At 64.4% G+C, this 20,412-nt stretch carries 22 protein-coding genes; 18 read left to right on the top strand and 4 right to left on the bottom strand.

The window, feature by feature from the left end:
* Window positions 1-10: 10 nt before the first annotated feature.
* The 9 genes from IEV38_RS07365 to lipA all read left to right on the top strand — a co-directional run bounded on the left by IEV38_RS07365 (window position 11) and on the right by lipA (window position 7,120).
* A complete protein-coding gene (locus IEV38_RS07365; protein ID WP_188395555.1) occupies window positions 11-643 on the top strand; it encodes an ABC-type transport auxiliary lipoprotein family protein in 633 nt (210 codons plus the stop codon).
* A complete protein-coding gene (locus tag IEV38_RS07360) occupies window positions 613-1,773 on the top strand; it encodes a VanZ family protein (protein WP_188395554.1) in 1,161 nt (386 codons plus the stop codon). The genes IEV38_RS07365 and IEV38_RS07360 overlap by 31 nt, the downstream gene beginning before the upstream one ends.
* Before the next feature lie 39 nt (window positions 1,774-1,812).
* Entirely contained in the window at window positions 1,813-2,133 is a 321-nt protein-coding gene (locus tag IEV38_RS07355; RefSeq protein WP_188395553.1) for a (2Fe-2S) ferredoxin domain-containing protein, read from the top strand.
* 19 nt (window positions 2,134-2,152) lie between these two features.
* On the top strand, window positions 2,153-2,779 hold the full coding sequence (locus tag IEV38_RS07350; RefSeq protein ID WP_188395552.1) for an alpha/beta hydrolase: 627 nt from the start codon (window positions 2,153-2,155) through the stop codon (window positions 2,777-2,779).
* 76 nt (window positions 2,780-2,855) lie between these two features.
* Complete coding sequence (locus IEV38_RS07345; protein ID WP_188395551.1) at window positions 2,856-4,004, top strand: D-alanyl-D-alanine carboxypeptidase family protein; 1,149 nt, start codon at window positions 2,856-2,858, stop codon at window positions 4,002-4,004.
* 129 nt (window positions 4,005-4,133) lie between these two features.
* Entirely contained in the window at window positions 4,134-4,982 is an 849-nt protein-coding gene (locus tag IEV38_RS07340; RefSeq protein ID WP_188395550.1) for a D-amino acid aminotransferase, read from the top strand.
* 60 nt (window positions 4,983-5,042) lie between these two features.
* Window positions 5,043-5,321 carry an HP0495 family protein gene (locus IEV38_RS07335; RefSeq protein WP_188395549.1) on the top strand — a complete coding sequence of 93 codons (279 nt, stop codon included), beginning with the start codon at window positions 5,043-5,045 and terminating at the stop codon, window positions 5,319-5,321.
* Window positions 5,322-5,337: 16 nt separating this feature from the next.
* Window positions 5,338-6,015, top strand: coding sequence for a lipoyl(octanoyl) transferase LipB (gene lipB, locus IEV38_RS07330; RefSeq protein ID WP_188395548.1), 678 nt, complete (start codon window positions 5,338-5,340; stop codon window positions 6,013-6,015).
* 115 nt (window positions 6,016-6,130) lie between these two features.
* Window positions 6,131-7,120, top strand: coding sequence for a lipoyl synthase (gene lipA, locus IEV38_RS07325; RefSeq protein ID WP_188395547.1), 990 nt, complete (start codon window positions 6,131-6,133; stop codon window positions 7,118-7,120).
* A 31-nt stretch (window positions 7,121-7,151) separates the two neighbouring features.
* Here the strand turns inward: lipA and IEV38_RS07320 are convergent, their stop codons facing one another.
* The 3 genes from IEV38_RS07320 to IEV38_RS07310 all read right to left on the bottom strand — a co-directional run bounded on the left by IEV38_RS07320 (window position 7,152) and on the right by IEV38_RS07310 (window position 8,988).
* Window positions 7,152-7,736, bottom strand: a complete 585-nt coding sequence (locus tag IEV38_RS07320) for a DUF3617 domain-containing protein (RefSeq protein ID WP_188395546.1) — start codon at window positions 7,734-7,736, stop codon at window positions 7,152-7,154.
* 50 nt (window positions 7,737-7,786) lie between these two features.
* Window positions 7,787-8,440: a hypothetical protein gene (locus IEV38_RS07315; RefSeq protein WP_188395545.1), complete on the bottom strand. Its 654-nt coding sequence runs from the start codon at window positions 8,438-8,440 to the stop codon at window positions 7,787-7,789.
* Between the two features lie 269 nt (window positions 8,441-8,709).
* Window positions 8,710-8,988 (bottom strand): hypothetical protein, encoded by a 279-nt coding sequence (locus IEV38_RS07310; RefSeq protein ID WP_188395544.1) that lies wholly within the window; start codon window positions 8,986-8,988, stop codon window positions 8,710-8,712.
* A 122-nt stretch (window positions 8,989-9,110) separates the two neighbouring features.
* Here IEV38_RS07310 and IEV38_RS07305 point away from each other — a divergent pair, with 122 nt between their 5' ends.
* Together IEV38_RS07305 and IEV38_RS07300 are read left to right on the top strand one after the other, a co-directional pair.
* On the top strand, window positions 9,111-9,575 hold the full coding sequence (locus tag IEV38_RS07305) for a phosphate-starvation-inducible PsiE family protein (RefSeq protein WP_188395543.1): 465 nt from the start codon (window positions 9,111-9,113) through the stop codon (window positions 9,573-9,575).
* Window positions 9,576-9,748: 173 nt separating this feature from the next.
* The gene (locus tag IEV38_RS07300; RefSeq protein ID WP_188395542.1) at window positions 9,749-11,023 is read left to right on the top strand and encodes an MFS transporter; all 1,275 of its coding nucleotides are present in this window, start codon (window positions 9,749-9,751) and stop codon (window positions 11,021-11,023) included.
* A gap of 40 nt (window positions 11,024-11,063) precedes the next feature.
* Here the strand turns inward: IEV38_RS07300 and IEV38_RS07295 are convergent, their stop codons facing one another.
* A complete protein-coding gene (locus IEV38_RS07295; RefSeq protein WP_188395541.1) occupies window positions 11,064-12,917 on the bottom strand; it encodes an ABC transporter ATP-binding protein in 1,854 nt (617 codons plus the stop codon).
* A 763-nt stretch (window positions 12,918-13,680) separates the two neighbouring features.
* Here IEV38_RS07295 and IEV38_RS07290 point away from each other — a divergent pair.
* Genes IEV38_RS07290 through IEV38_RS07260 form a run of 7 tightly spaced genes read left to right on the top strand, consistent with a single transcriptional unit; the run spans window position 13,681 to window position 20,225 of the window.
* Window positions 13,681-16,611, top strand: a complete 2,931-nt coding sequence (locus IEV38_RS07290) for a monovalent cation/H+ antiporter subunit A (RefSeq protein WP_229728926.1) — start codon at window positions 13,681-13,683, stop codon at window positions 16,609-16,611.
* The gene (locus tag IEV38_RS07285; protein ID WP_188395540.1) at window positions 16,611-16,955 is read left to right on the top strand and encodes a Na+/H+ antiporter subunit C; all 345 of its coding nucleotides are present in this window, start codon (window positions 16,611-16,613) and stop codon (window positions 16,953-16,955) included. The genes IEV38_RS07290 and IEV38_RS07285 overlap by 1 nt, the downstream gene beginning before the upstream one ends.
* On the top strand, window positions 16,952-18,580 hold the full coding sequence (locus tag IEV38_RS07280; protein WP_188395539.1) for a monovalent cation/H+ antiporter subunit D: 1,629 nt from the start codon (window positions 16,952-16,954) through the stop codon (window positions 18,578-18,580). The genes IEV38_RS07285 and IEV38_RS07280 overlap by 4 nt, the downstream gene beginning before the upstream one ends.
* Window positions 18,577-19,089 carry a Na+/H+ antiporter subunit E gene (locus IEV38_RS07275; RefSeq protein ID WP_229728925.1) on the top strand — a complete coding sequence of 171 codons (513 nt, stop codon included), beginning with the start codon at window positions 18,577-18,579 and terminating at the stop codon, window positions 19,087-19,089. Before IEV38_RS07280 ends, IEV38_RS07275 begins: the two co-directional genes overlap by 4 nt.
* Complete coding sequence (locus IEV38_RS07270) at window positions 19,086-19,364, top strand: K+/H+ antiporter subunit F (protein WP_188395538.1); 279 nt, start codon at window positions 19,086-19,088, stop codon at window positions 19,362-19,364. The genes IEV38_RS07275 and IEV38_RS07270 overlap by 4 nt, the downstream gene beginning before the upstream one ends.
* Window positions 19,361-19,738 (top strand): monovalent cation/H(+) antiporter subunit G, encoded by a 378-nt coding sequence (mnhG, locus tag IEV38_RS07265; RefSeq protein ID WP_188395537.1) that lies wholly within the window; start codon window positions 19,361-19,363, stop codon window positions 19,736-19,738. The genes IEV38_RS07270 and mnhG overlap by 4 nt, the downstream gene beginning before the upstream one ends.
* 40 nt (window positions 19,739-19,778) lie before the next feature.
* Window positions 19,779-20,225 (top strand): CopD family protein, encoded by a 447-nt coding sequence (locus IEV38_RS07260; protein ID WP_188395536.1) that lies wholly within the window; start codon window positions 19,779-19,781, stop codon window positions 20,223-20,225.
* Window positions 20,226-20,412: the final 187 nt, after the last annotated feature.

The following is a 20,412-nucleotide window of genomic DNA, read 5'->3' as shown; positions in this document are numbered from 1 at the left end:
AAGGATCAAGATGAGCAAGCCATTTCCCTCCTTTTCCCGTCGCGGCGGTGCCGCCCTCCTGCTGCTGTCGGCAGCGCTGCTGAGCGGCTGCGCCAGCGACGGCCCACGCCTGTCGCTGTTCGATCTCGGCCCGACGCGCAGCCAGCCGGCTGCGCAGGATACGGCAACCGGCACGCTGCCGGCCGTCAGCCTCGCCAACATCGAAGCGCCGGCCTGGCTCGACAGCCAGCTGATGTTCTATCGTCTCGACTACGCCAACCAGTTGCAGCCGCGCGCCTACGCCAACAGCCAGTGGACCATGCCGCCCGCGCAGCTCTTCGCGCAGCGCCTGAAGACCAGCCTGACGCGCGCCGGCGGCGTGGTGATCTCCGCCTCGGACGGTGCCATCAACGTGCCGGTGCTGCGCCTCGAACTCGACGAATTCTCGCAGCACTTCAACAGCGCGCATGACAGCGTCGGCGAAGTCGCGATCCGCGCCTCGCTCTACGACGGCCGCGTGCTGCGCGCGCAGAAGACCTTCGTGCGCCAGGTGCCGGCCGCCAGCGCCGACGCCCAGGGCGGCGCCGCCGCACTGTCCAGCGCCAGCGACGCCGTCATCCAGGACATGCGCACATGGCTCGCCGCGCTCCCGCCGAAACCGTAATCACGCAACTGCCGCCGCCCCCGCCGCGCGAACCCTCGGTTCTCGCGCGCGGCATCCTGCTCGCCTATCTGGCGCTGATCGTCTATGCGAGCCTGTATCCGTTCTCGGGCTGGCAGCAGGTCGGCATCCCGCTCGGCAACTATCTGTCCGAACCGATCCCGCCACGCTACTGGACGGGATTCGACGTCGTCACCAATATCGTCGGCTACATCCCGCTCGGCGTGCTGGCGGTCTATGCCTTCTATCCGGCGGTGCGCGGCATTGCGGCGCTGCTGCTGGCCGCCGTGTTCGGCATCCTGGTCACGGCCTCGATGGAAACCCTGCAAAGTTTTCTGCCCACGCGCGTGACATCCAACATGGACCTGCTGGCCAACAGCGTGGGCGCCGTCATCGGCGCGGTGATCGGCACCCTGAGCTGCCACCAGGTGCTCGAGCGCAGCCGGCTGCGCCGCCTGCGGCACCGGCTGTTCACGCCGGAAGCCAGCCGCGGCGTGGTGGTACTGCTGCTGTGGCCGCTGGCGCAGATCTATCCGCAAAGCTATCTGTTCGGCAACGGCCAGCTGCTGCCGGTGCTGTCGGACTGGCTGTCGCTGGCGCTCGACATGCAGCTCGACCTCAGCGCACTGCTGCGCAACGGCGCGCAGCCTTCGGCCACCCATTACTGGCTGGTCGAGATCATCGTCACCAGTTGCAGTTCGGCCGGCGCGCTGCTCGCCTGGTTCCACATGCTGCGCGAGCGCGCGCCGCGCATCGTGCTGACGATCCTGATGCTGGCCGCCGCGCTCGGCGTCAAGACACTGGCGATGGCGCTGCTGTTCAAGCCGCAGAACGCCTTTGCCTGGCTGTCGGAAGGCGCGCAGCTCGGCCTGCTGGTCGGCGTGCTGCTGACGGCGCTGCTGATCTGGCTGCCGGCGCGTCTGCAGCGCCACGCCGCCATCGTGCTGCTGGCAGTCTCGTTCGTGACCATCAACGTCGCGCCGGCCAATCCCTATTTCATCGCCACGCTCGAAACGTGGGTACAAGGCCGCTTCCTCACCTTCAACGGCGCCGCGCAGTTCCTCTCGCTGGTATGGCCGCTGATCGCCTTCTGGTTCCTGCTGCACCGCAGCCATCGCGTGAAGCGAAGCTGACGGCGGTGTATCATGACGGTCTTTGAAGCGAGCCGCGCAATGACCGAAGACAAACAGCATTTTGGCCAGCACCTGTTCATCTGCATGAACCAGCGCGACGACGGCCGCGAATGCTGTGCCGAAAAGGGCGCGGCAGCGGCGCAGCAACACCTGAAGGCGCGCGTCAAGGAACTCGGCCTCAGTGCCACCGGCGCGGTGCGCGTCAACCAGGCCGGCTGCCTCGGACGCTGCGAGCTGGGCCCCGTCATCGTCATCTATCCGCAGGGCACGTGGTACACCTATGTTGACCAGGAAGACATCGACGAGATCATCGACGAGCACCTGGTCGGCCACCGCGTGGTCGAGCGCCTGAAAATCTGATCGCAGGAACCGCCCGCCCATGAATGCGCAAACGCAATATTTCTCCCTCGATGGCGCTGCCGGCCCGCTCGAATGCGCGCTCGACCTGCCGGGCGACGCGACACCGGTCGGCTTTGCGCTGGTCGCGCATCCGCATCCGCTGTTCGGCGGCACCATGGACAACAAGGTGGTGCACACGCTGACGCGTTCCTTCGTCACGCTCGGCTACGCATCGCTGCGCATGAATTTCCGCGGCGTCGGCAAGTCGGGCGGCGCCTACGACGAAGGCCGCGGCGAGACCGACGACATGGCGCAGCTGCTGGCGTGGGCGCAGGAAAAGTATCCGGGCCTGCCGTTCGCGCTGGCCGGCTTTTCGTTCGGCACCTTCGTCCAGACCCAGTTGCAGAAACGGCTGGAGGAAGCCGGCACGCCCGCTGAGCGGCTGGCGCTGGTCGGCTCGGCGCCCGGCAAGTGGCCGCTGCCGACGGTACCGCAGGACACCATCGTGATCCACGGCGAACTCGACGACACGATTCCGCTGCAGAACGTGTTCGACTGGGCGCGTCCGCAGGACCTGCCGGTGATCGTGATTCCGGGCGCCGATCATTTTTTCAACCGTAAATTGCAACATATCAAGAATCATGTAGTCCAATTGTGGCGCCGCTGAATCTTGCCGCAAAACAATCTTCCGAATCCCCATTGATCAACCGACGCGCCCACGTTGCGCGCCACCAGAAAGACCGATGAAAAACCTCCTCGCATTCGTTGCCGCCGCCCTGCTCTCCATTTCCACCGCGTTTGCCCAGACTGTCCCGTCGCCGACCATCAATGCCAAATCGTGGCTGCTGCTCGACGCCACCAGCAACCAGATCCTGGCATCGAGCGAGCCCGACATGCGTATCGAGCCGGCTTCGCTGACCAAGCTCATGACCGCCTACGTGGTCTTCAATGCGCTGAAGGAAAAGAAACTCCAGCTCGACCAGATGATCACGGTATCGACTCACGCGTGGCGCGTCGATCCGAGCAGCTCCAAGATGTTCATCGAACCGCGCACGCCGGTCTCGGTCGATAACCTGCTGTACGGCCTGATCGTGCAATCGGGCAACGATGCGGCAGTGGCACTGGCCGAGGCGGTGGCCGGCACCGAGGATGTGTTCGTCGCGCTGATGAACCGCGAAGCCGAACGCATGGGCCTGAAATCCACCCGCTTCGCCAACCCGCACGGCCTGCCGAGCGAAACCAACTACTCGACCGCGCGCGACCTGTCGGTGCTGGCATCGCGCCTGGTCGCCGATCATCCCGAGTACTTCGGCAAGTATTACTCGACCAAGGATTTCACCTACAACAACATCAAGCAGCCCAACCGCAACCGCCTGCTGTGGCTGGACCCGACCGTCGACGGCATGAAGACCGGCTACACCGAAGGCGCCGGCTTCTGCCTGATCTCGACCGCCAAGCGCCCGAGCGGCAATGGCGAACGCCGCCTGATCTCGGTGGTGCTCGGCACGTCGTCCGATCAGGCACGCGCGCAGGAAAGCCAGAAGCTGCTGAACTGGGGCTTCCTCAACTTCGACGCCGTCAAGCTGTACGGCAAGAACGACGCGGTCGCCACGCCGAATGTCTGGAAAGGTTCGCAAAACAGCGTGAAGATCGGCTTCACGCGCGACATCTGGGTCACGGTGCCGAAAGGCATGGCCGACAAGATCAAGCCAGTGCTGCAACGCAAGGACCCGCTGGTCGCACCGATCGACAAATACAGCCAGGTCGGCACGCTGAAGGTCGAAGCCGAAGGCCGCACCATCGTCGAGCTGCCGGTGCTGTCGCTGGAACAGGTTGGCGAGGCCGGCATGTTCGGCCGTGCCTTCGATTCGATCCGTCTGCTGCTGCACTGATCACGGCCGCAACGGCCCGTACAACGGCAGGCATCGCGCAAGCGGCCTGCCGTTTTTCATTCGATTCCGCACAAACGCCGCCCCATCGTTTGTGACAGAATGAAAAGCCCGCCCGCCAACATTCACGCCATGGACGACCCTCTCGTTTATCTGAACGGCGCCATGATGCCGCTCTCCGAAGCCAGGATTTCCGTGCTCGATCGCGGCTTCATCTTCGGCGACGGCATCTATGAGGTCACGCCGGTCTATCGGCGCAGGCTGTTTCGTCCCGAGCAGCATCTGGCGCGCTTCATGCGCGGCATGCGCGCCATCGACCTGCAGAATCCCCATGACGAGGCCGGCTGGCTGGGCCTGATGCAGCAGGTGGTGGATGCTGCGCCGACCGAAGACCAGTTGCTCTACATGCAGATCACGCGCGGCGTGGCGCGCCGCACGCATGCGTTTCCGGCGCAAACGCCTGCGCCGACCGTCTTCCTCATGTCCAATCCGCTGCTTCCGCCGCCACCGTCGGTGCATGAGCATGGGGTGGCCTGCGTGACGATGGAAGACAAGCGCTGGCTGCGCTGCGAGATCAAGTCGATCTCCCTGCTCGGCAACGTGCTGGCCGCACAGAATGCGGCCGAACAGGATGCCAACGAAACCATCCAGTTCCGCGACGGCTATCTGACCGAAGGCTCGGCCTCGAACGTCTGGATCGTCAAGGATGGCGCCCTGATCAGTCCGCCGCGCGACAACCTGATCCTCGAAGGCATACGCTACAGCCTGATGGAAGCGCTGTGCGCCGAGCAGAACATCCCCTTCGCCGCACGACGCATCGCCCGCAACGAGGTATTCCATGCAGACGAGGTGCTGCTGACCTCGGCCTCCAGGGAAGTGATGCCGGTCGTCACCATCGACGGCGAACGGGTTGGCAACGGCAAACCCGGCCCCATATATAGAAAACTGTATGCCGCCTACCAGCGCGCCAAGGTGGCCTGAACGCGCTTTGCCGCTATCATGCTGACTTTGGCATGGATCCGCCAACGCCACCCAGACACAATGAACGCCATGACCGAACCCAAAGAAAGCCTGATCGACTACCCGAGCGACTTCCCCATCAAGGTGGTCGGCATCATGCATGACGAATTCGCCCAGACCATCGTCGAGGTGGTGACCGTGCACGACCCGGAATTTCATGCCGGCAAGGTGGAAATGCGGCCGTCGTCGGCCGGCACCTATCTGTCGCTGACACTGACCGTGCGCGCCACCAGCCGCGAGCAGCTGGACAATCTGTACCGCGAACTGTCCGGTCATCCGATGGTGAAATTCGTCCTCTGACGACCATGGCTCGCCCATGAACGCCGTTTCCGCATACCCGGCACCGGTGATCCGGCAACGTGGCCTCGAACCGTACCTGACCACTTTCGATGCCATGCGCGCCTTCACCGATGCGCGCGACGCCGCCACCCCGGACGAAATCTGGATCGTCGAGCATCCTCCCGTCTATACGCTGGGACTGGCCGCCGATCCGTCGCACGTGCTGGACGCGCACGGCATTCCCGTGGTGCAGACCGATCGCGGCGGCGAAGTCACCTACCACGGTCCGGGCCAGGCCGTGATCTATCTGCTGCTCGACCTGCGTCGCCGCGATACGCGCATGCTTGCGCGGGAACTGGTACGCGGCATCGAGCAGGCGGCAATCGACACGCTGGCGGCGTATAATCTGGCCGGTGAACGCAAGGCAGGCGCGCCCGGCATCTATCTGGCCGACGGACCGCAGCGCGGCGCCAAGATCGCGGCGCTGGGGCTGAAGATACGCGGCAACGGCCGCACCTATCACGGCGTGTCGCTGAACGTGGCGATGGACCTCGGACCGTTCGCATGGATCAATCCATGCGGCTACGCGGGACTGGCAACCACCGACATGCGCAGCCTGGGCGTGACGGCCGGCCTGCAGGAAGTGCAGCAGCGCCTGACCGGCAACCTGCTGGCATGCCTGTTTCCGGCGGCACCTCGCGTTCTCGCGGCTTGAAGGCAAGACAAAGAACAACCAACATGCGCGGCAAGGGCGACACACCTGCGCCGCGCGCGTCATCCGGCACCGCGACCCGGCGCCGGCCTGACGACATAACGGAGCGACCAGCCCAATGAGCATCGACACGCAAGCAAGCGCAACGCCCGCCTACGATCCGCGCGAGAAGCAGAAAGGCGCGGCCAAGACCATCCGCATCCCGATCAAGGTGGTGCAGGCCGAACGCCTGCCCAAGCCGGACTGGATACGCGTCAAGGCCGGTTCGCCGTCAACGCGCTTCTACGAGATCAAAGACATCCTGCGCGAGCACAAGCTGCATACCGTGTGCGAGGAAGCGAGTTGCCCCAACATCGGCGAATGCTTCGGCAAGGGCACCGCGACCTTCATGATCATGGGCGACAAGTGCACGCGCCGCTGTCCGTTCTGCGACGTCGGCCACGGCCGCCCCGATCCGCTCGACCAGGACGAGCCGGAAAACCTCGCCAAGACGATTGCCGCGCTGCGCCTCAATTACGTCGTCATCACCTCGGTTGACCGCGACGATCTGCGCGACGGCGGCGCCGGCCACTTCGCCGCCTGCATCGAGCGCGTGCGCGCGCTGTCGCCGCAGACGCAGATCGAAGTGCTGGTGCCCGACTTCCGCGGCCGCATGGACCGCGCGCTCGAAATCCTCAAGGCCGCGCCGCCCGACGTCATGAACCACAACCTCGAAACCGCGCCGCGCCTCTACAAGGAAGCGCGCCCCGGTTCGGACTACCTGTATTCGCTGAGCCTGCTCAAGCGCTTCAAGGCGCTGCATCCGGAAGTGCCGACCAAGTCCGGCATCATGGTCGGCCTCGGCGAGACCGACGACGAAGTGCTGCAAGTCATGCGCGACATGCGCGCGCACGATGTCGACATGCTGACCATCGGCCAGTATCTAATGCCGAGCGGCAATCACCTGCCGGTGCGCCGCTACGTGCACCCGGATACCTTCCGCATGTACGAAGAAGAAGCCTACAAGATGGGATTCAAGCATGCGGCCGTCGGCGCGATGGTGCGTTCGAGCTACCACGCCGACCAGCAGGCGCATGGCGTAGCGAAGGCGATCCTGCCCGCCGCCTGACGCGTGGCGTCATGCGGCGCACCGAAGAAAGTTATCTGGCGCGCCCGGATATTACAAGCGCCCTGTGGTTGTAGTGTTCGATCTCGCTGTAAACAGTGCGCTTCTGGCGCGCTTTCAGCGTTTCCTCGTCGTTGATGCGCCAGTGCATCAGGAGCATGTCGCCAGGCTGCATTCCGCCCTCGCACGCACCAAGATGCTCCATACGCGCGACGAACTTGCCCTGGCTCTGAACCTGGCCGCCGCGATTGACGATAACGGTTTCGGCCTGCACCCGGTCGGCGGCAACAAAGGTGGTGATATGCCGGATATCGCTCACCCTCGCCTCATCGCGGCGCGCAGGGCAGCGCATCGTCCACGAAACATCATTCCCTTCAACCGCGAACTGCGGCGCTTCGCAGATTTGGCCGAGGCCGGCCACGCTTGCCCGCTGTTCGTGCACGTCAAGTGCGTGCAGCGCACGGTCGGCGCGCGCATCGAGGCAGACATTCCAGACCTTTTGCATCTCGATCGTGGTGTTGCCATGAACCAGGGTTTCCGTCCGCTCGATATGCCAGAGTCCTTTGGCACGCGACGGCAAGCCGGATGACAGATCAAAACCGAACGCGATGGGAGACAAAAGCGCACCATGCATCGCCGCGCAGACAGACAGCAGATGAGCGCGCCGCATCACATCGGCCCCAGGCGCTGGTTGATTTCCCTGCCTTCGTTCAAGAGTTTCTTCATCACCTTCAGCGATTCGTAGATGTTGTCGTACTCGCCTTGCTCGCGCGAACCCGGACGATCGATGATGCCGTCGCCGGGCTTCTGGTCCGCCGCGCAGTCGCCGATCCGGCGCTGCTGCTCGACGAACTCGCTGTTGCCGACGAACAGGATGTCGCGCGCCATACCGTATTCCACCAGCTTCACCTGGCTGTCGCTTTCAAAGATGTATTCCCAGTGAAAATCCTTGCCAGCGGCAGCATCGTCGTTCGGCGCATTGGTGCGGCATAGCATCTCGCCGCGAAAAACGTTACCAGCCACCTCGAGCTTCGGCGGCGGACAGCTGACGTCGAAATACACGACCTGCAACTCCTTGCGCAGGATGTAGAGCGCATGCAGTGCGCGGTCGGCATCGGCGTCCAGGCAATACTGCTCTCTTCCCTTGAAGCCTGCTCCACCTTCCATGGTCCCGCTTTTGACCATTTCCCACAGGCCCAGCTTGCGCACCGGCAGGTTGTCCGGCAGATCATGGGCGCGTGCCGGCACGGACATGAGCATGCACAAACCCAGACCGGCCATCACCTTCATCGTCGCGGCATGTGCGGTTGTTGTGTAACGCAAGTAGCGCCTCCTTTGCATTGTTCGAACCCGCTTTTCACGCGCTTTCCACGTCATGCGCGCGAAAATGTTAAACATTTATTATGCAATAAGTAACACAAGCACCAACAGGCGCGCAAACCCCGATCCGTGACAGATGATGCGTGGCAAAACCGCAACCGACGCTCGGCCGGGAGACCCGTTTGGTTTATGATGGAGGCACCTGACAACGACAATCTCGGCGCCAGGCATGTTCGACGATGCCTTATCCGGCACCCGTGCGAAGACAATCCTCACAACAAGAAATGAATATCGAATCCGCTCCTGCCGCCGCAGCATGTGCACCCGCTGAAGAACAGCCGGGCAGCGTCGGGATGCCTTGCCAGTCTTACCCTCCGATCGAAAACGTTCAGGCCGCGCGCCTGCCCGCTGCCGCTGTATCGTCCATGATGCGCGCCAGCCGCCTTGCGCGCGCCGACGAAGTTCCGGCACGCGCCGCCGCCACACTGCGCCTCCATGGCGTCGCTCACGCATCGGCACTGCATGCCGGCCTGCGCCGCGGCGGCGTCCACTACCATTCCTGAAGCAGCGTCCGCCCGGAATCGGCGCGGGCCGCGCGCCGGAATCGCGTGGTTTCCGCCCATTCTCGGCGCCCTTCCGACCCGAATTTGCAACTTAAGTCTGGAGAACCGAAATGATCGACACCTTCGAAACAAAGCTGGTCAAGGCACTCAAATTATTCAACCGCGGGCTGCACGTGCTGCTCGCCATCGCGCTTGGCATCGCCAGCCTGATGGTGATGTGGGAGTTCTCGGCCGCCGTGGTGCAGGCGGTCCACCAGAACAATCTCGCGCACGGCTTCCTGCAGGCGCTCGGCACGCTGTTCATCGTGTGGACGCTGTCGAGCCTGATCTCGGCCGAGATCAACTACGTGCAGGGTGGCGTATTCCACCTCGTCGTCTTCATCGAGGTCGCCATCATCACGCTGCTGCGCCAGTTGATCGTCGAGCCGGTGCAGGTCGCGACGACCGACATGCACCTCAACGATTTCAACATCGCCCACTACGGGCTGGTGCTCGCAGCCCTGCTGATCGTCGGCATCCTGCATAAGCTGATCAGCAGTTCGGATGCGGCCAAGAAGCCGGGCGAACCGGTCTGACGCCTCCGGGGCGCGACCTTTCCCGATCGGTCGCAGCGAACAAGGCGGCTTCCGCTGACGCGGAGAGTCGCCTTTCTTGTGGCGAGAATCCGTCGGCCGGCAAGGCCGGAATCCCCTACAATGGCGGCTTTCCGGTCGGCAGCGCCGGACACATCCACATAGAAACCACCGCCATGAGCACTGACGGCCCACAAAAAAATTCCCCCGGCACCGTGCTGTTTGCCAGCCTGATCGGCACCACCATCGAGTTCTTCGATTTCTACATCTACGCGACGGCCGCCGTACTGGTCTTTCCGCACCTGTTCTTCCCGTCTTCCGATCCGACCGCCGCCACGCTGCAATCGCTGGCGACCTTCGCCATCGCCTTCTTCGCGCGCCCGGTCGGCTCGGCGGTGTTCGGCCACTACGGCGACCGCATCGGCCGCAAGGCGACGCTGGTGGCGGCGCTGCTGACGATGGGCATCTCGACCGTGGTCATCGGCCTGCTGCCGACCTACGAAACCATCGGCATGCTGGCGCCGCTGCTGCTGGCACTGTGCCGCTTCGGCCAGGGACTCGGGCTCGGCGGCGAATGGGGCGGCGCGGTGCTGCTGGCGACCGAGAACGCGCCGCCGGGCAAGATCGCGTGGTACGGCTGCTTTCCGCAACTGGGCGCGCCGCTCGGCTTCTTCCTGTCGGGCGGCATCTTCCTGCTCCTGACCGAAACGCTGAACAACGAGCAGTTCTTCGCCTGGGGCTGGCGCATCCCGTTCATCGCGAGCGCGGTGCTGGTGCTGGTCGGGCTCTACGTGCGCCTCAAGATCACCGAGACGCCGGCCTTCCAGAAGGTGCTCGACAAGGATGAGCGCGTCGAGGTGCCGCTGGCGACCGTGTTCGGCCAGCACGCCGGCATGCTGGTGATCGGCACCCTGATCGCGCTGGCGACCTTCGTGCTGTTCTACCTGATGACGGTGTTCGCGCTGAGCTGGGGCACCACCGCGCTCGGCTACACGCGCGAGAAATTCCTGATCGCGCAACTGTTCGCGGTGCTGTTCTTCGCGCTGATGATTCCGGTCTCGGCATTGTTCGCCGACCGCCACGGCCGCAAGATCACGATGATCGTGGTGTCCGGCATGATCGCCGTGTTCGGCCTGCTGATCGAACCGCTGTTCGTAGCCGACAGCATCCTCGGCGTGACCGTGTTCCTGTCGCTCGGCCTGGCACTGATGGGCATGACCTACGGACCGCTCGGCACGCTGCTGTCGGAACTGTTCCCGGCCGCGATCCGCTACACCGGCGTGTCGCTGACCTTCAACCTCGGCGGCATCTTCGGCGCCTCGCTGGCGCCGTACGCGGCCACCTGGCTGGCGACGCATCACGGCCTGCATTATGTCGGCCTCTACCTGTCGGTCTCCGCGCTGCTGACGCTGGTGGCGCTGCTGCTTACCGGCAAGGCGCGCTACGCATAAAAATCACGCGCTGCCGGCATGCCTGCCGCAGCGCACGCCATCAATTCTGCGCCACCGGCGCGTCTTCCGTTTCTTCACCAAGGAAACCGCCGCTCTGGTGCGCCCACAGGCGCGCATACAAACCACCGCGCTCCAGCAATTCACGGTGCGTACCCTCTTCCACGATGCGGCCCTTGTCGAGCACGATCAGGCGATCCATTGCGGCGATCGTCGATAACCGGTGTGCAATCGCGACCACCGTCTTCCCTTCCATCAGATCGTACAGGCTGGCCTGAATCGCGGCCTCGGCTTCGGAGTCGAGCGCGCTGGTGGCTTCGTCCAGCAGCAGGATGGGCGCATCCTTCAGCATCACGCGCGCGATCGCGATGCGCTGGCGCTGGCCGCCCGAGAGCTTGACGCCGCGTTCGCCGACGTGCGCGTCGTAGCCGCTGCGGCCCTTGGCGTCGCCCAGCGTCTGGATGAAGTCGTGCGCCTCGGCGCGGCGCGCAGCCGACAGCATGTCGTCCTCGTTGGCATCGGGCCGGCCGTAGAGTATGTTCTCGCGCACCGAACGATGCAGCAGCGAGGTGTCCTGCGTGACCATGCCGACCTGCGCACGCAGCGAATTCTGTGTGACGTGCGCGATGTCCTGACCGTCGATCAGGATGCGGCCGTGCTCGACGTCATAAAAACGCAGCAGCAGGTTGACGATGGTTGACTTGCCGGCGCCCGAACGGCCGACCAGCCCGACCTTTTCGCCGGGACGAATGGTCAGATTGAAATGGTCGATGACATTGCGCTCGCCGCCATAGGCAAAATTCACGTCGTCGAAGCGCAGTTCGCCGCGCGTCACCTGCAGCGGTTTTGCATCGGGCGCATCGGTCACGGTATGCACGCGCGACAGCGTGTTGATGCCATCCTGCACGGTGCCGACCTGCTCGAACAGCGTCGCCATCTCCCACATCACCCAGTGCGACATGCCATTGAGGCGCAAAGCCATCGCGGTCGCCGCCGCCACCGCGCCGACACCGATCTGGCCATTCGTCCACAGCCACAGGGCCGTGCCGGCGGTGCCAAGGATGAGCAGCATGCTCAGCGCGTGATTGACAACCTCGAAGCCGCTGACCAGACGCATCTGGCCGTGCACCGTGCCCATGAATTCCTGCATCGCACCGCGCACGTACTGCGCCTCGCGGCCGGCGTGCGAGAACAGCTTGACGGTGCCGATGTTGGTGTAGGCATCAGTGATGCGGCCGGTCATCAGCGAGCGTGCATCGGCCTGGCGCCGCGAGACTCCGCTCAGGCGCGGCACGAACCAGCGCAGGGCGCAGACATAGGCACTGGCCCAGGCCAGGAAAGGCACCAGCAGCCAGGTGTCGAACGTGCCGACCACACCCGCCATGGTGAAGAAATAGATCAGCACGAACACCAGGATGTCGCCGGCGATCATGCAGACGTCGCGCACCGCCAGCGCGGTCTGCATGACCTTGGCCGCAACACGGCCGGCGAACTCGTCCTGATAGAAGCCCATGCTCTGGTTGAGCATCAGGCGATGGAAGTTCCAGCGCAATTGCATCGGGAAGTTGCCGGCCAGCGTCTGATGCTTGAAGAAGGTCTGCAACGCCACCAGCACCGTGCTGCCGAGGACCAGTACCATCAGCAGGATCAGGCTGCCGCGCTCCTGCTGCCACAGTTGTGCCGGCTCGACCTTGGCGAGCCAGTCAACCACATGCCCCATCATCGCGAACAGCAGCGCCTCGAAGGCGCCGGTCAGCGCCGTCAGCACCGTCATCGCCACGATGTAACGGCGCGCTCCCTTGGTACAGGCCCAGACGAAGGCGACGAAGCCCGTAGGCGGCGCGGCCGGCACTTCGTCCTGATAGGGGTGCAGCAGATTTTCAAACCAGCGAAGCATGCATTTCTCCAAATCGATCCGCCGCGGGAATTTTTGCAGTTCCGCGCGTACTAAACCCGCGAGAAGCGTCGCGGTAAGAAGCGGACGGCCCGGTCGCACGGATGGCGAACCTCAGGCAAGGCGAAATTCTTGCATATCCCCGGAATCGGCGCTTTTCCGCGCGCCATTTTGGCGCGAGATACAGCCGGCCATAACCGGGACGATCGCTGCACATCGATGACGATACGTGAAATTCCCGATCAATTGCCTGCCGGCACAAGGTCGAGTCTGGTATGATGCGGAGGTTAGTTGTCCGGCGAAAATGCACAGAGCACTTGCGTTTCGCGCCGGCCTTCCGGCATGAGGCAGTCTGCGTCATGCCTCACCAACACCGGATGTCGGGCGATCGTATTCCATTCGTTCCGGCCGGCGTCCCACAATACCAGTACATTTTCCGGCACAGGATGCGCCCGCAGGCAGCGTCCGGTCGGCTCGGCAGCACAATTATCGCCATGCAGATGCGCATCGGGCAGAAGGCAATTCGCTTGCCTCCTGCGCTCCCGGTGCGGCGGCGCACGGCTTGCAAGTCATCGCATGAGGTCATGAAAGGGAAGGAGAACTGAACAGATAACCGGTTGCACACAGCGGTCAGGACGATATGCCTGCCTCCGGTGACCCTCTGGTTGCCGTCGGCGCACTCCGTCCCACGATCCGAATCCCGTAAAACCATGGTTGCCGCGCTTTACAGTGCGAGCGGTGGCCGTTCCTGGATGCTTTCCTGCGCATGCAAACACTTGTTCCCGAATCCCTGCTGCTTCTTTCCCTGATCGTGGTTCCCTTTCTGGGAAGCGTGGTCGCCGCCTGCATGCCGGCCGATGCACGCAACCGGGAATCGCTGCTGGCCGGGGGCGTTGCGCTGTACGGGCTGCTGGTCACCATCTATCTGTATCAGTATGTCGGCAGCGGCGAGGCGGTGCGCTACTCGGCCGAATGGCTGCCGGCCTTCGGCCTCGAATTCCTGCTGCGCATGGACGGGCTGGCCTGGCTGTTCACGATGCTGGTGCTGGGCGTGGGTCTGCTGGTGGTGCTCTATGCGCGCTACTACATGTCCGACGAGGATCCGGTACCGCGCTTCTTCGCCTTCCTGCTGGCCTTCATGGGCTCCATGCTGGGCGTGGTGCTGTCGGGCAACCTGATCCAGCTCGTGGTGTTCTGGGAACTGACGAGCGTCACCTCCTTCCTGCTGATCGGCTACTGGCATCACCGTATCGACGCCCGTCGCGGGGCGCGCATGGCGTTCACGGTGACCGCCACCGGCGGCCTGTGCCTGCTGTGCGGCGTGCTGATCCTCGGCCACATCGCGGGCAGCTACGATCTGGATACCGTGCTCGCGGCCGGCGATGCGATCCGCGAACACAAACTCTATCTGGCGGCGCTGGTGCTGATCGGCCTTGGCGCGCTGACCAAGAGCGCCCAGTTCCCCTTCCATTTCTGGCTGCCGCACGCGATGGCGGCGCCTACGCCGGTGTCGTCCTATCTGCACTCGGCGACCATGGTCAAGGCCGGCATCTTCCTGCTGATGCGCCTGTGGCCGGCGCTGTCCGGCACGCCCGAATGGACCTGGCTGATCGCCGGCGCCGGCGTCTGCACGCTGCTGATCGGCTCCTTCGTCGCGATCTTCCAGCATGACCTCAAGGGCCTGCTCGCCTATTCGACCATCAGCCACCTGGGCCTGATCACCACCCTGCTCGGCATCGGCTCGCCGCTGGGCATGGTGGCGGCGATCTTCCACACGCTGAACCACGCGATCTTCAAGGCCTCGCTGTTCATGGCGGCCGGCATCATCGACCACGAGACCGGCACGCGCGACATGCGCGTGCTGCGCGGCCTGCGCAAGGCGCTGCCGATCACCGCCACGCTGGCGGTGGTGGCGAGCGCCTCGATGGCCGGCGTGCCGCTGCTCAACGGCTTCCTGTCCAAGGAAATGTTCTTTGCCGAGACGCTGCTGGTCGGCGGCGCCGACAACTGGTGGATGTCGATTGCGGCGGTCGCCATGGGCATCTTCAGCGTCGCCTATTCGCTGCGCTTCATCAGCGTGTTCTTCGGCAAGCTGCCGACCGACCTGCCCAAGGAGCCGCACGAGCCACCGCGCTGGATGCGCTTCCCGGTCGAGTTCCTGGTGCTGCTGTGCCTGGTGGTCGGCATCATCCCCGGCATCAGCGTCGGTCCCTATCTGCATCAGGCGGTGGAAGCCGTACTCGGCGCGCAGACGCCCGAATACAGCCTCGCCATGTGGCATGGCTTCAACCTGCCGCTGGTGATGAGCTTCGTCGCGCTCGGCGGCGGCATCGCGTTCTACGTCATCCTGCGCAAGTTCTTCACGCTGCAACAGCGCGCCGACGTGCCGGTGCTGCATCGCCTGTCGGGCGCGCAGGCCTATGAGACCGCCATGCTGCGCCTGACCTCGGGCGCCAGCCTGCTGCTCAAATGGCTGAGCACGCGCCGCCTGCAGCCGCAGCTGTTCCTGATGATGGTGGCGATGCTGGCCGTGCCCTACCTGCTGGCCGGCCAGCTGCCGCTGCTCAAGCCCGCCAGTTTTAATGACTTCGAACCGCTGTTCGCCGTGATGTGGCTGATCGGCTGCGCCTGCGCCGTGACGGCCGCGTGGCAGGCCAAGTATCACCGCCTCGCCGCGCTGATCCTGGTCGGCGGCGTCGGCGTGGTGGTCAGCATGACCTTCCTGTGGCTGTCGGCGCCCGATCTGGCGCTCACGCAACTGATGGTCGAGACCGTCACCACCGTGCTGATCCTGCTCGGCGTGCGCTGGCTGCCGCGCCGCCTGCCGCCCAAGGAGCTGCAGGGCCTGCAGGTTCCGCGCTCGGTCTGGCTGCGCCGTTCGCGTGACTTGGTACTGGCAGTGGCCGGTGGCCTCGCCATCGCCGGCATCAGCTACCTGGTACTCATGCATCCGCAACCCGACAGCATCGGCAACTACTTCCTCGCGCGCGCGCTGCCCGAAGGCGGCGGCACCAACGTCGTCAACGTGCTGCTGGTTGATTTCCGCGGCTTCGACACCATGGGCGAGATCACCGTGCTGGCGATCGTCGCGCTGACGGTCTATGCGCTGCTGCGCCGCTTCCGCCCGGCGCCGGAAAGCATCACCATTCCCGAGCAGCAGAGCAACAACGTCGATCCGGCCGCGCCGCAGACGCCGGCCGAGCAGTTCACGCACGGCTATCTGCACATCCCGGGCGTCTATCTGCGCTTCCTGCTGCCGTTCATGGGCGTGATCGTCGTGTATTTCTTCATGCGCGGCCATAACCTGCCGGGCGGCGGCTTCGTCGCCGGCCTGATCTTCGCGGTCGCCATCATCGTGCAGTACATGATCGCCGGCACCGCCTGGGTCGAGGAGCACATTCACCTGCGGCCGCTGCGCTGGATTTCATGGGGTCTGGTCACCGCCTGCGTGACCGGTCTCGGCGCGCTGGCCTTCGGCTTCCCGTTCCTGACCAGCCACACCGCGCACCTGCACCTGCCGGTACTCGGCGAAGTGCACGTGCCGAGCGCCTTCGTGTTCGATCTCGGCGTGTTCCTGGTGGTGGTCGGCTCCACCATGCTGATCCTGGTCGCGCTTGCGCACCAGACCGTCCGCAGCCGCAAACCGCAGGGCGGCACGCCCGATACCGTTGTCTTACCCAAGCGAGGGACCGTCTGATGGAAATTGTCATTTCTCTCGCCATCGGCATCCTGTTCGGTTCGGGCATCTGGCTGATCCTGCGCCCGCGCAGCTTCCAGGTGCTGACCGGACTGATGCTGATGTCGTATGCCGTCAACCTGTTCATCTTCATCATGGGCCGGCTGTGGGTCGATAAAGCGCCCTTGACGCTCGGCGGCGGTCCCGCCGATCCGACCATGTACAGCGATCCGCTGCCGCAGGCACTGGTGCTGACGGCGATCGTGATCGGCTTTGCCACCACGGCGCTCTACCTGGTCGTGATGATCGGCTCGCGCGGCCTGACCGGCACCGACCACGTTGACGGCGAGGAGCCCGATCAATGAGTCTGCAATGGAATCAGCATCTGATCATCCTGCCCGTGCTGCTGCCGCTGCTGTGCGGCGCGGTGCTGATCATGATCAACGAAAGCCGCCACCAGCTGAAGTTCGCCATCAACCTGGCGTCGATCCTGGTGCAGTTCGCCGCAGCCATCAGCCTCATGAAGCTGACCGACACCGGCCTGTGGCACAACAACATCGGCATCTACCTGGCCGCCAACTGGTCGGCGCCGTTCGGCATCGCGCTCGCCGCCGACCGCCTGGCGGCGCTCATGCTGCTGCTGACATCGGTACTGGCCGGCGCGGCGCTGCTGTTCTCGGCCATGCGCTGGAGCCGCATCGGCGTGCACTTCCACTCGCTGTTCCAGTTCCTGCTGATGGGCATCAACGGCGCCTTCCTGACGCACGACCTGTTCAACCTGTTCGTGTTCTTCGAGGTCATGCTGGCGGCGTCCTACGGCCTGCTGCTGCACGGCTACAACGCCACGCGCCTGCGCGCCGGCATGCAGTACATCGCGATCAACCTCGCGGCCTCGCTGCTGTTCCTGATCGGCGTGGCGCTGATCTACGCGAGCGCCGGCACGCTCAACATGGCCGACCTGGCCGGCCGCATCGGCAGCATCACGGGCGAGGACATGTTCCTGCTCAAGGTCGGCGTGGCGGTGCTGGCGATCGCCTTCCTGACCAAGAGCGCGATGTGGCCGCTCGGCTTCTGGCTGCCGACCACTTACTCGGCCGCCTCGCCGCCGGTAGCCGCGATGCTGGTGCTGATGACCAAGGTCGGCGCCTACGTGGTGCTGCGCGTGTGGCTGCTGGTGTTTTCCGACGATGCCGGCGAAGCGGCGGGGTACGGTTACAACGCGCTGCTGTGGGGCGGCATGGCGACCATCCTGTTCGGCGCGGCCGGCATGCTGGCCAGCGAAGGCCTGGGCCGCATGGCGGGCTACGCCGCGATCGTCTCGTCCGGTACATTGCTGGCGGTGGTCGGCTACGGCCAGGCGTCGCTGGTGACGGCCGGCCTCTATTACCTGCTCGGTTCGACGCTGGCGGCCGGCGCCTTCATGCTGCTGATCGAACTGATCGAGCGTATCCGCAAACCCGGCGCCTCGGTGCTGGCGCTGACGATGGAAGCCTTTGCCGTCGATGAGACGCCGGAAGAAACCGCCGGCGTCGGCATTCCCGGCGCGCTGGCCTTCCTCGGCCTGGCCTTCGCCGGTTGCGCGCTGGTGATCACCGGCATGCCGCCGCTGTCGGGCTTCATCGCCAAGTTCGGCATGTTCCACGCGCTGCTGCATCCGGACGATCCGAACATCCTGATCAGCGGCACCACCTGGGCGCTGATGGCGTTGATCGTGTTCTCCGGCCTGTGCGGCATCATCGCGCTGATGCGCTTCGGCGTGCGGACCTTCTGGGCCTCGGGCACGATCACCGCACCCAAGCTGCACGTGACCGAGGTCGCCTCGATCACGCTGCTGCTGCTGTTGTGCATCGTGCTGACGCTAAAGGCAGGCCCGATGTTCGACTACCTGCAGCGCACCAGCGCCGACCTCCATCGTCCCAACCATTACGTCGAACAGATCCGCTCGACGCCGACGGTGCCGGGCGTGGTGCAACCGGGAGCGATGCCATGATGAAACGCTGGCTGCCCTTCCCGCTGCTGTCCGTGGTGCTACTGCTGTTCTGGCTGCTGCTCAACGAGAGCGTGGCGCCGTCCGACATCCTGATCGGCGCCGTGCTCGGCTTCTTCGTGCCGCTGCTGGCAAAACCGCTGGTGCCGGACGGCTATCCCAAACTGAACAAGCCGTTCGCCCTGTTCCGTCTGCTCGGCATGGCGCTGGTCGAGATCGTGCGCTCCTGCCTCAACGTGAGCTGGCTGATTCTTTCCAGCCGCCGCCACGGCCTCAATTCGCAGTTCATCACGATCCCGCTCGACATGCGCAATCAGTATGGCCTGGCGCTGCTGTCTTGCCTGATCAACTCCACGCCGGGCACGGTATGGGTCGAGATCCTGCCGGGCAAGCACGAGCTGGCGCTGCACGTGTTCGACCTGCACGATGCGCAATGGTGGGTCGATACCATCAAGACGCGCTACGAGCAGCCGCTGATGGAGATCTTTGAACAGGAGACCCCGAAACCATGATGACCGTACTCGCCGTGTCGATCGGCTTCGCCTTCTTCTGCGTCGTGATGGCCATGCTGCTGTGCACGATCCGCCTGCTGATCGGCCCCACCGTGCACGACCGCGTGCTGGCGCTCGACACGCTGTGGATGTGCGCCATGCTGCTGGCGATCATGTTCGGCATCCGTTTCGGCAACCTGATCTATTTCGAGGCAGCGATGCTGATCGCGCTGCTCGGTTTCGTTTCCACCATTGCGCTCGCCAAGTTCATGATGCGCGGGGAGATCATCGAATGAACGACATAGCCGCCATTCCCGTCTGGGCCATCATTCCCGTCTCGCTGCTGCTGATCGTCGGCGGCAGCATCGTGCTGATCGGCGCGCTCGGTCTGTTGCGCCTGCCGAGCTTTTACCAGCGCATCCACGGCCCGGCGATCACCGTCACGCTCGGCGCCGGCTGCCTGCTGATCGCCTCGATGATCTATTTCACCGTGCTGCAGTCGCGCCCGGTGATCCACGAGATCATCATCTCGCTGTTCCTGCTGCTGACCGCCCCCATCGTCGCCATGATGATCATGCGCGCCGCCGTCTATCGCGACCTGCGCGCCGGCAAGAAGGATGCAGGCGCTGCCGCCGGCGGCATCTACCAGTTCCCGGAAGAGAGCGAATAGCGACCTTCCCCGCCCCACCTCAACCTGTGAGAAAACAGCCATGCTTTATGCCAAATTTCTGCACATCCTCGGTTTCACCATCTGGGTCGGCGGCATGTTCTTCGCCCACAATGCCTTGCGGCCGACGGTCGCCGTCACGCTCGAGCCGCCGCTGCGGCTGACGCTGCTGGTCGGCGTCTTCACGCGCTTCTTCCGCTGGGTCTGGATCGCGATCGCGCTGGTGCTCGGCAGCGGCCTCTACATGATGTCGCTGATGGGCAAGCCGCCTCTGCCGGTAACGCTGATGTCGGTGATCGGCATCGTCATGATGCTGATCTTCGGCCACATCTTCTTCGCGCCTTTCAAGCGCCTCAAGCGCGGCGTGGCGGCACAGGAGTGGCAGGCGGCCGGCGCGGCCATGGCCAGCATCCGCAAGCTGGTCGCAATCAACCTGGTGCTGGGTCTGCTGACCGTCGTGATCGGCGCGCTCGGACCGCTTGCCTCCTGAAGTCTTTTGTCCCTGCAAGAATCCGGCTGCGGCCGGATTTTTTATCGCCGGGCCGTCGAGATAAAAGCGTCCCCCCGGGGGACCGGGCAAGACCGCAGGGCTTGACCGAGGGGTCTTTTTCATGCCTCAACAAATGAAAACGCCATAACCAAACGGCAACATCTCCTACAGCGCGCTGGTAGAATTC

The sequence above is a fragment of the Oxalicibacterium flavum genome (assembly GCF_014635065.1).
Classification (GTDB): domain Bacteria; phylum Pseudomonadota; class Gammaproteobacteria; order Burkholderiales; family Burkholderiaceae_D; genus Oxalicibacterium; species Oxalicibacterium flavum.
This window is presented reverse-complemented; position numbering and strand designations above follow the sequence as displayed.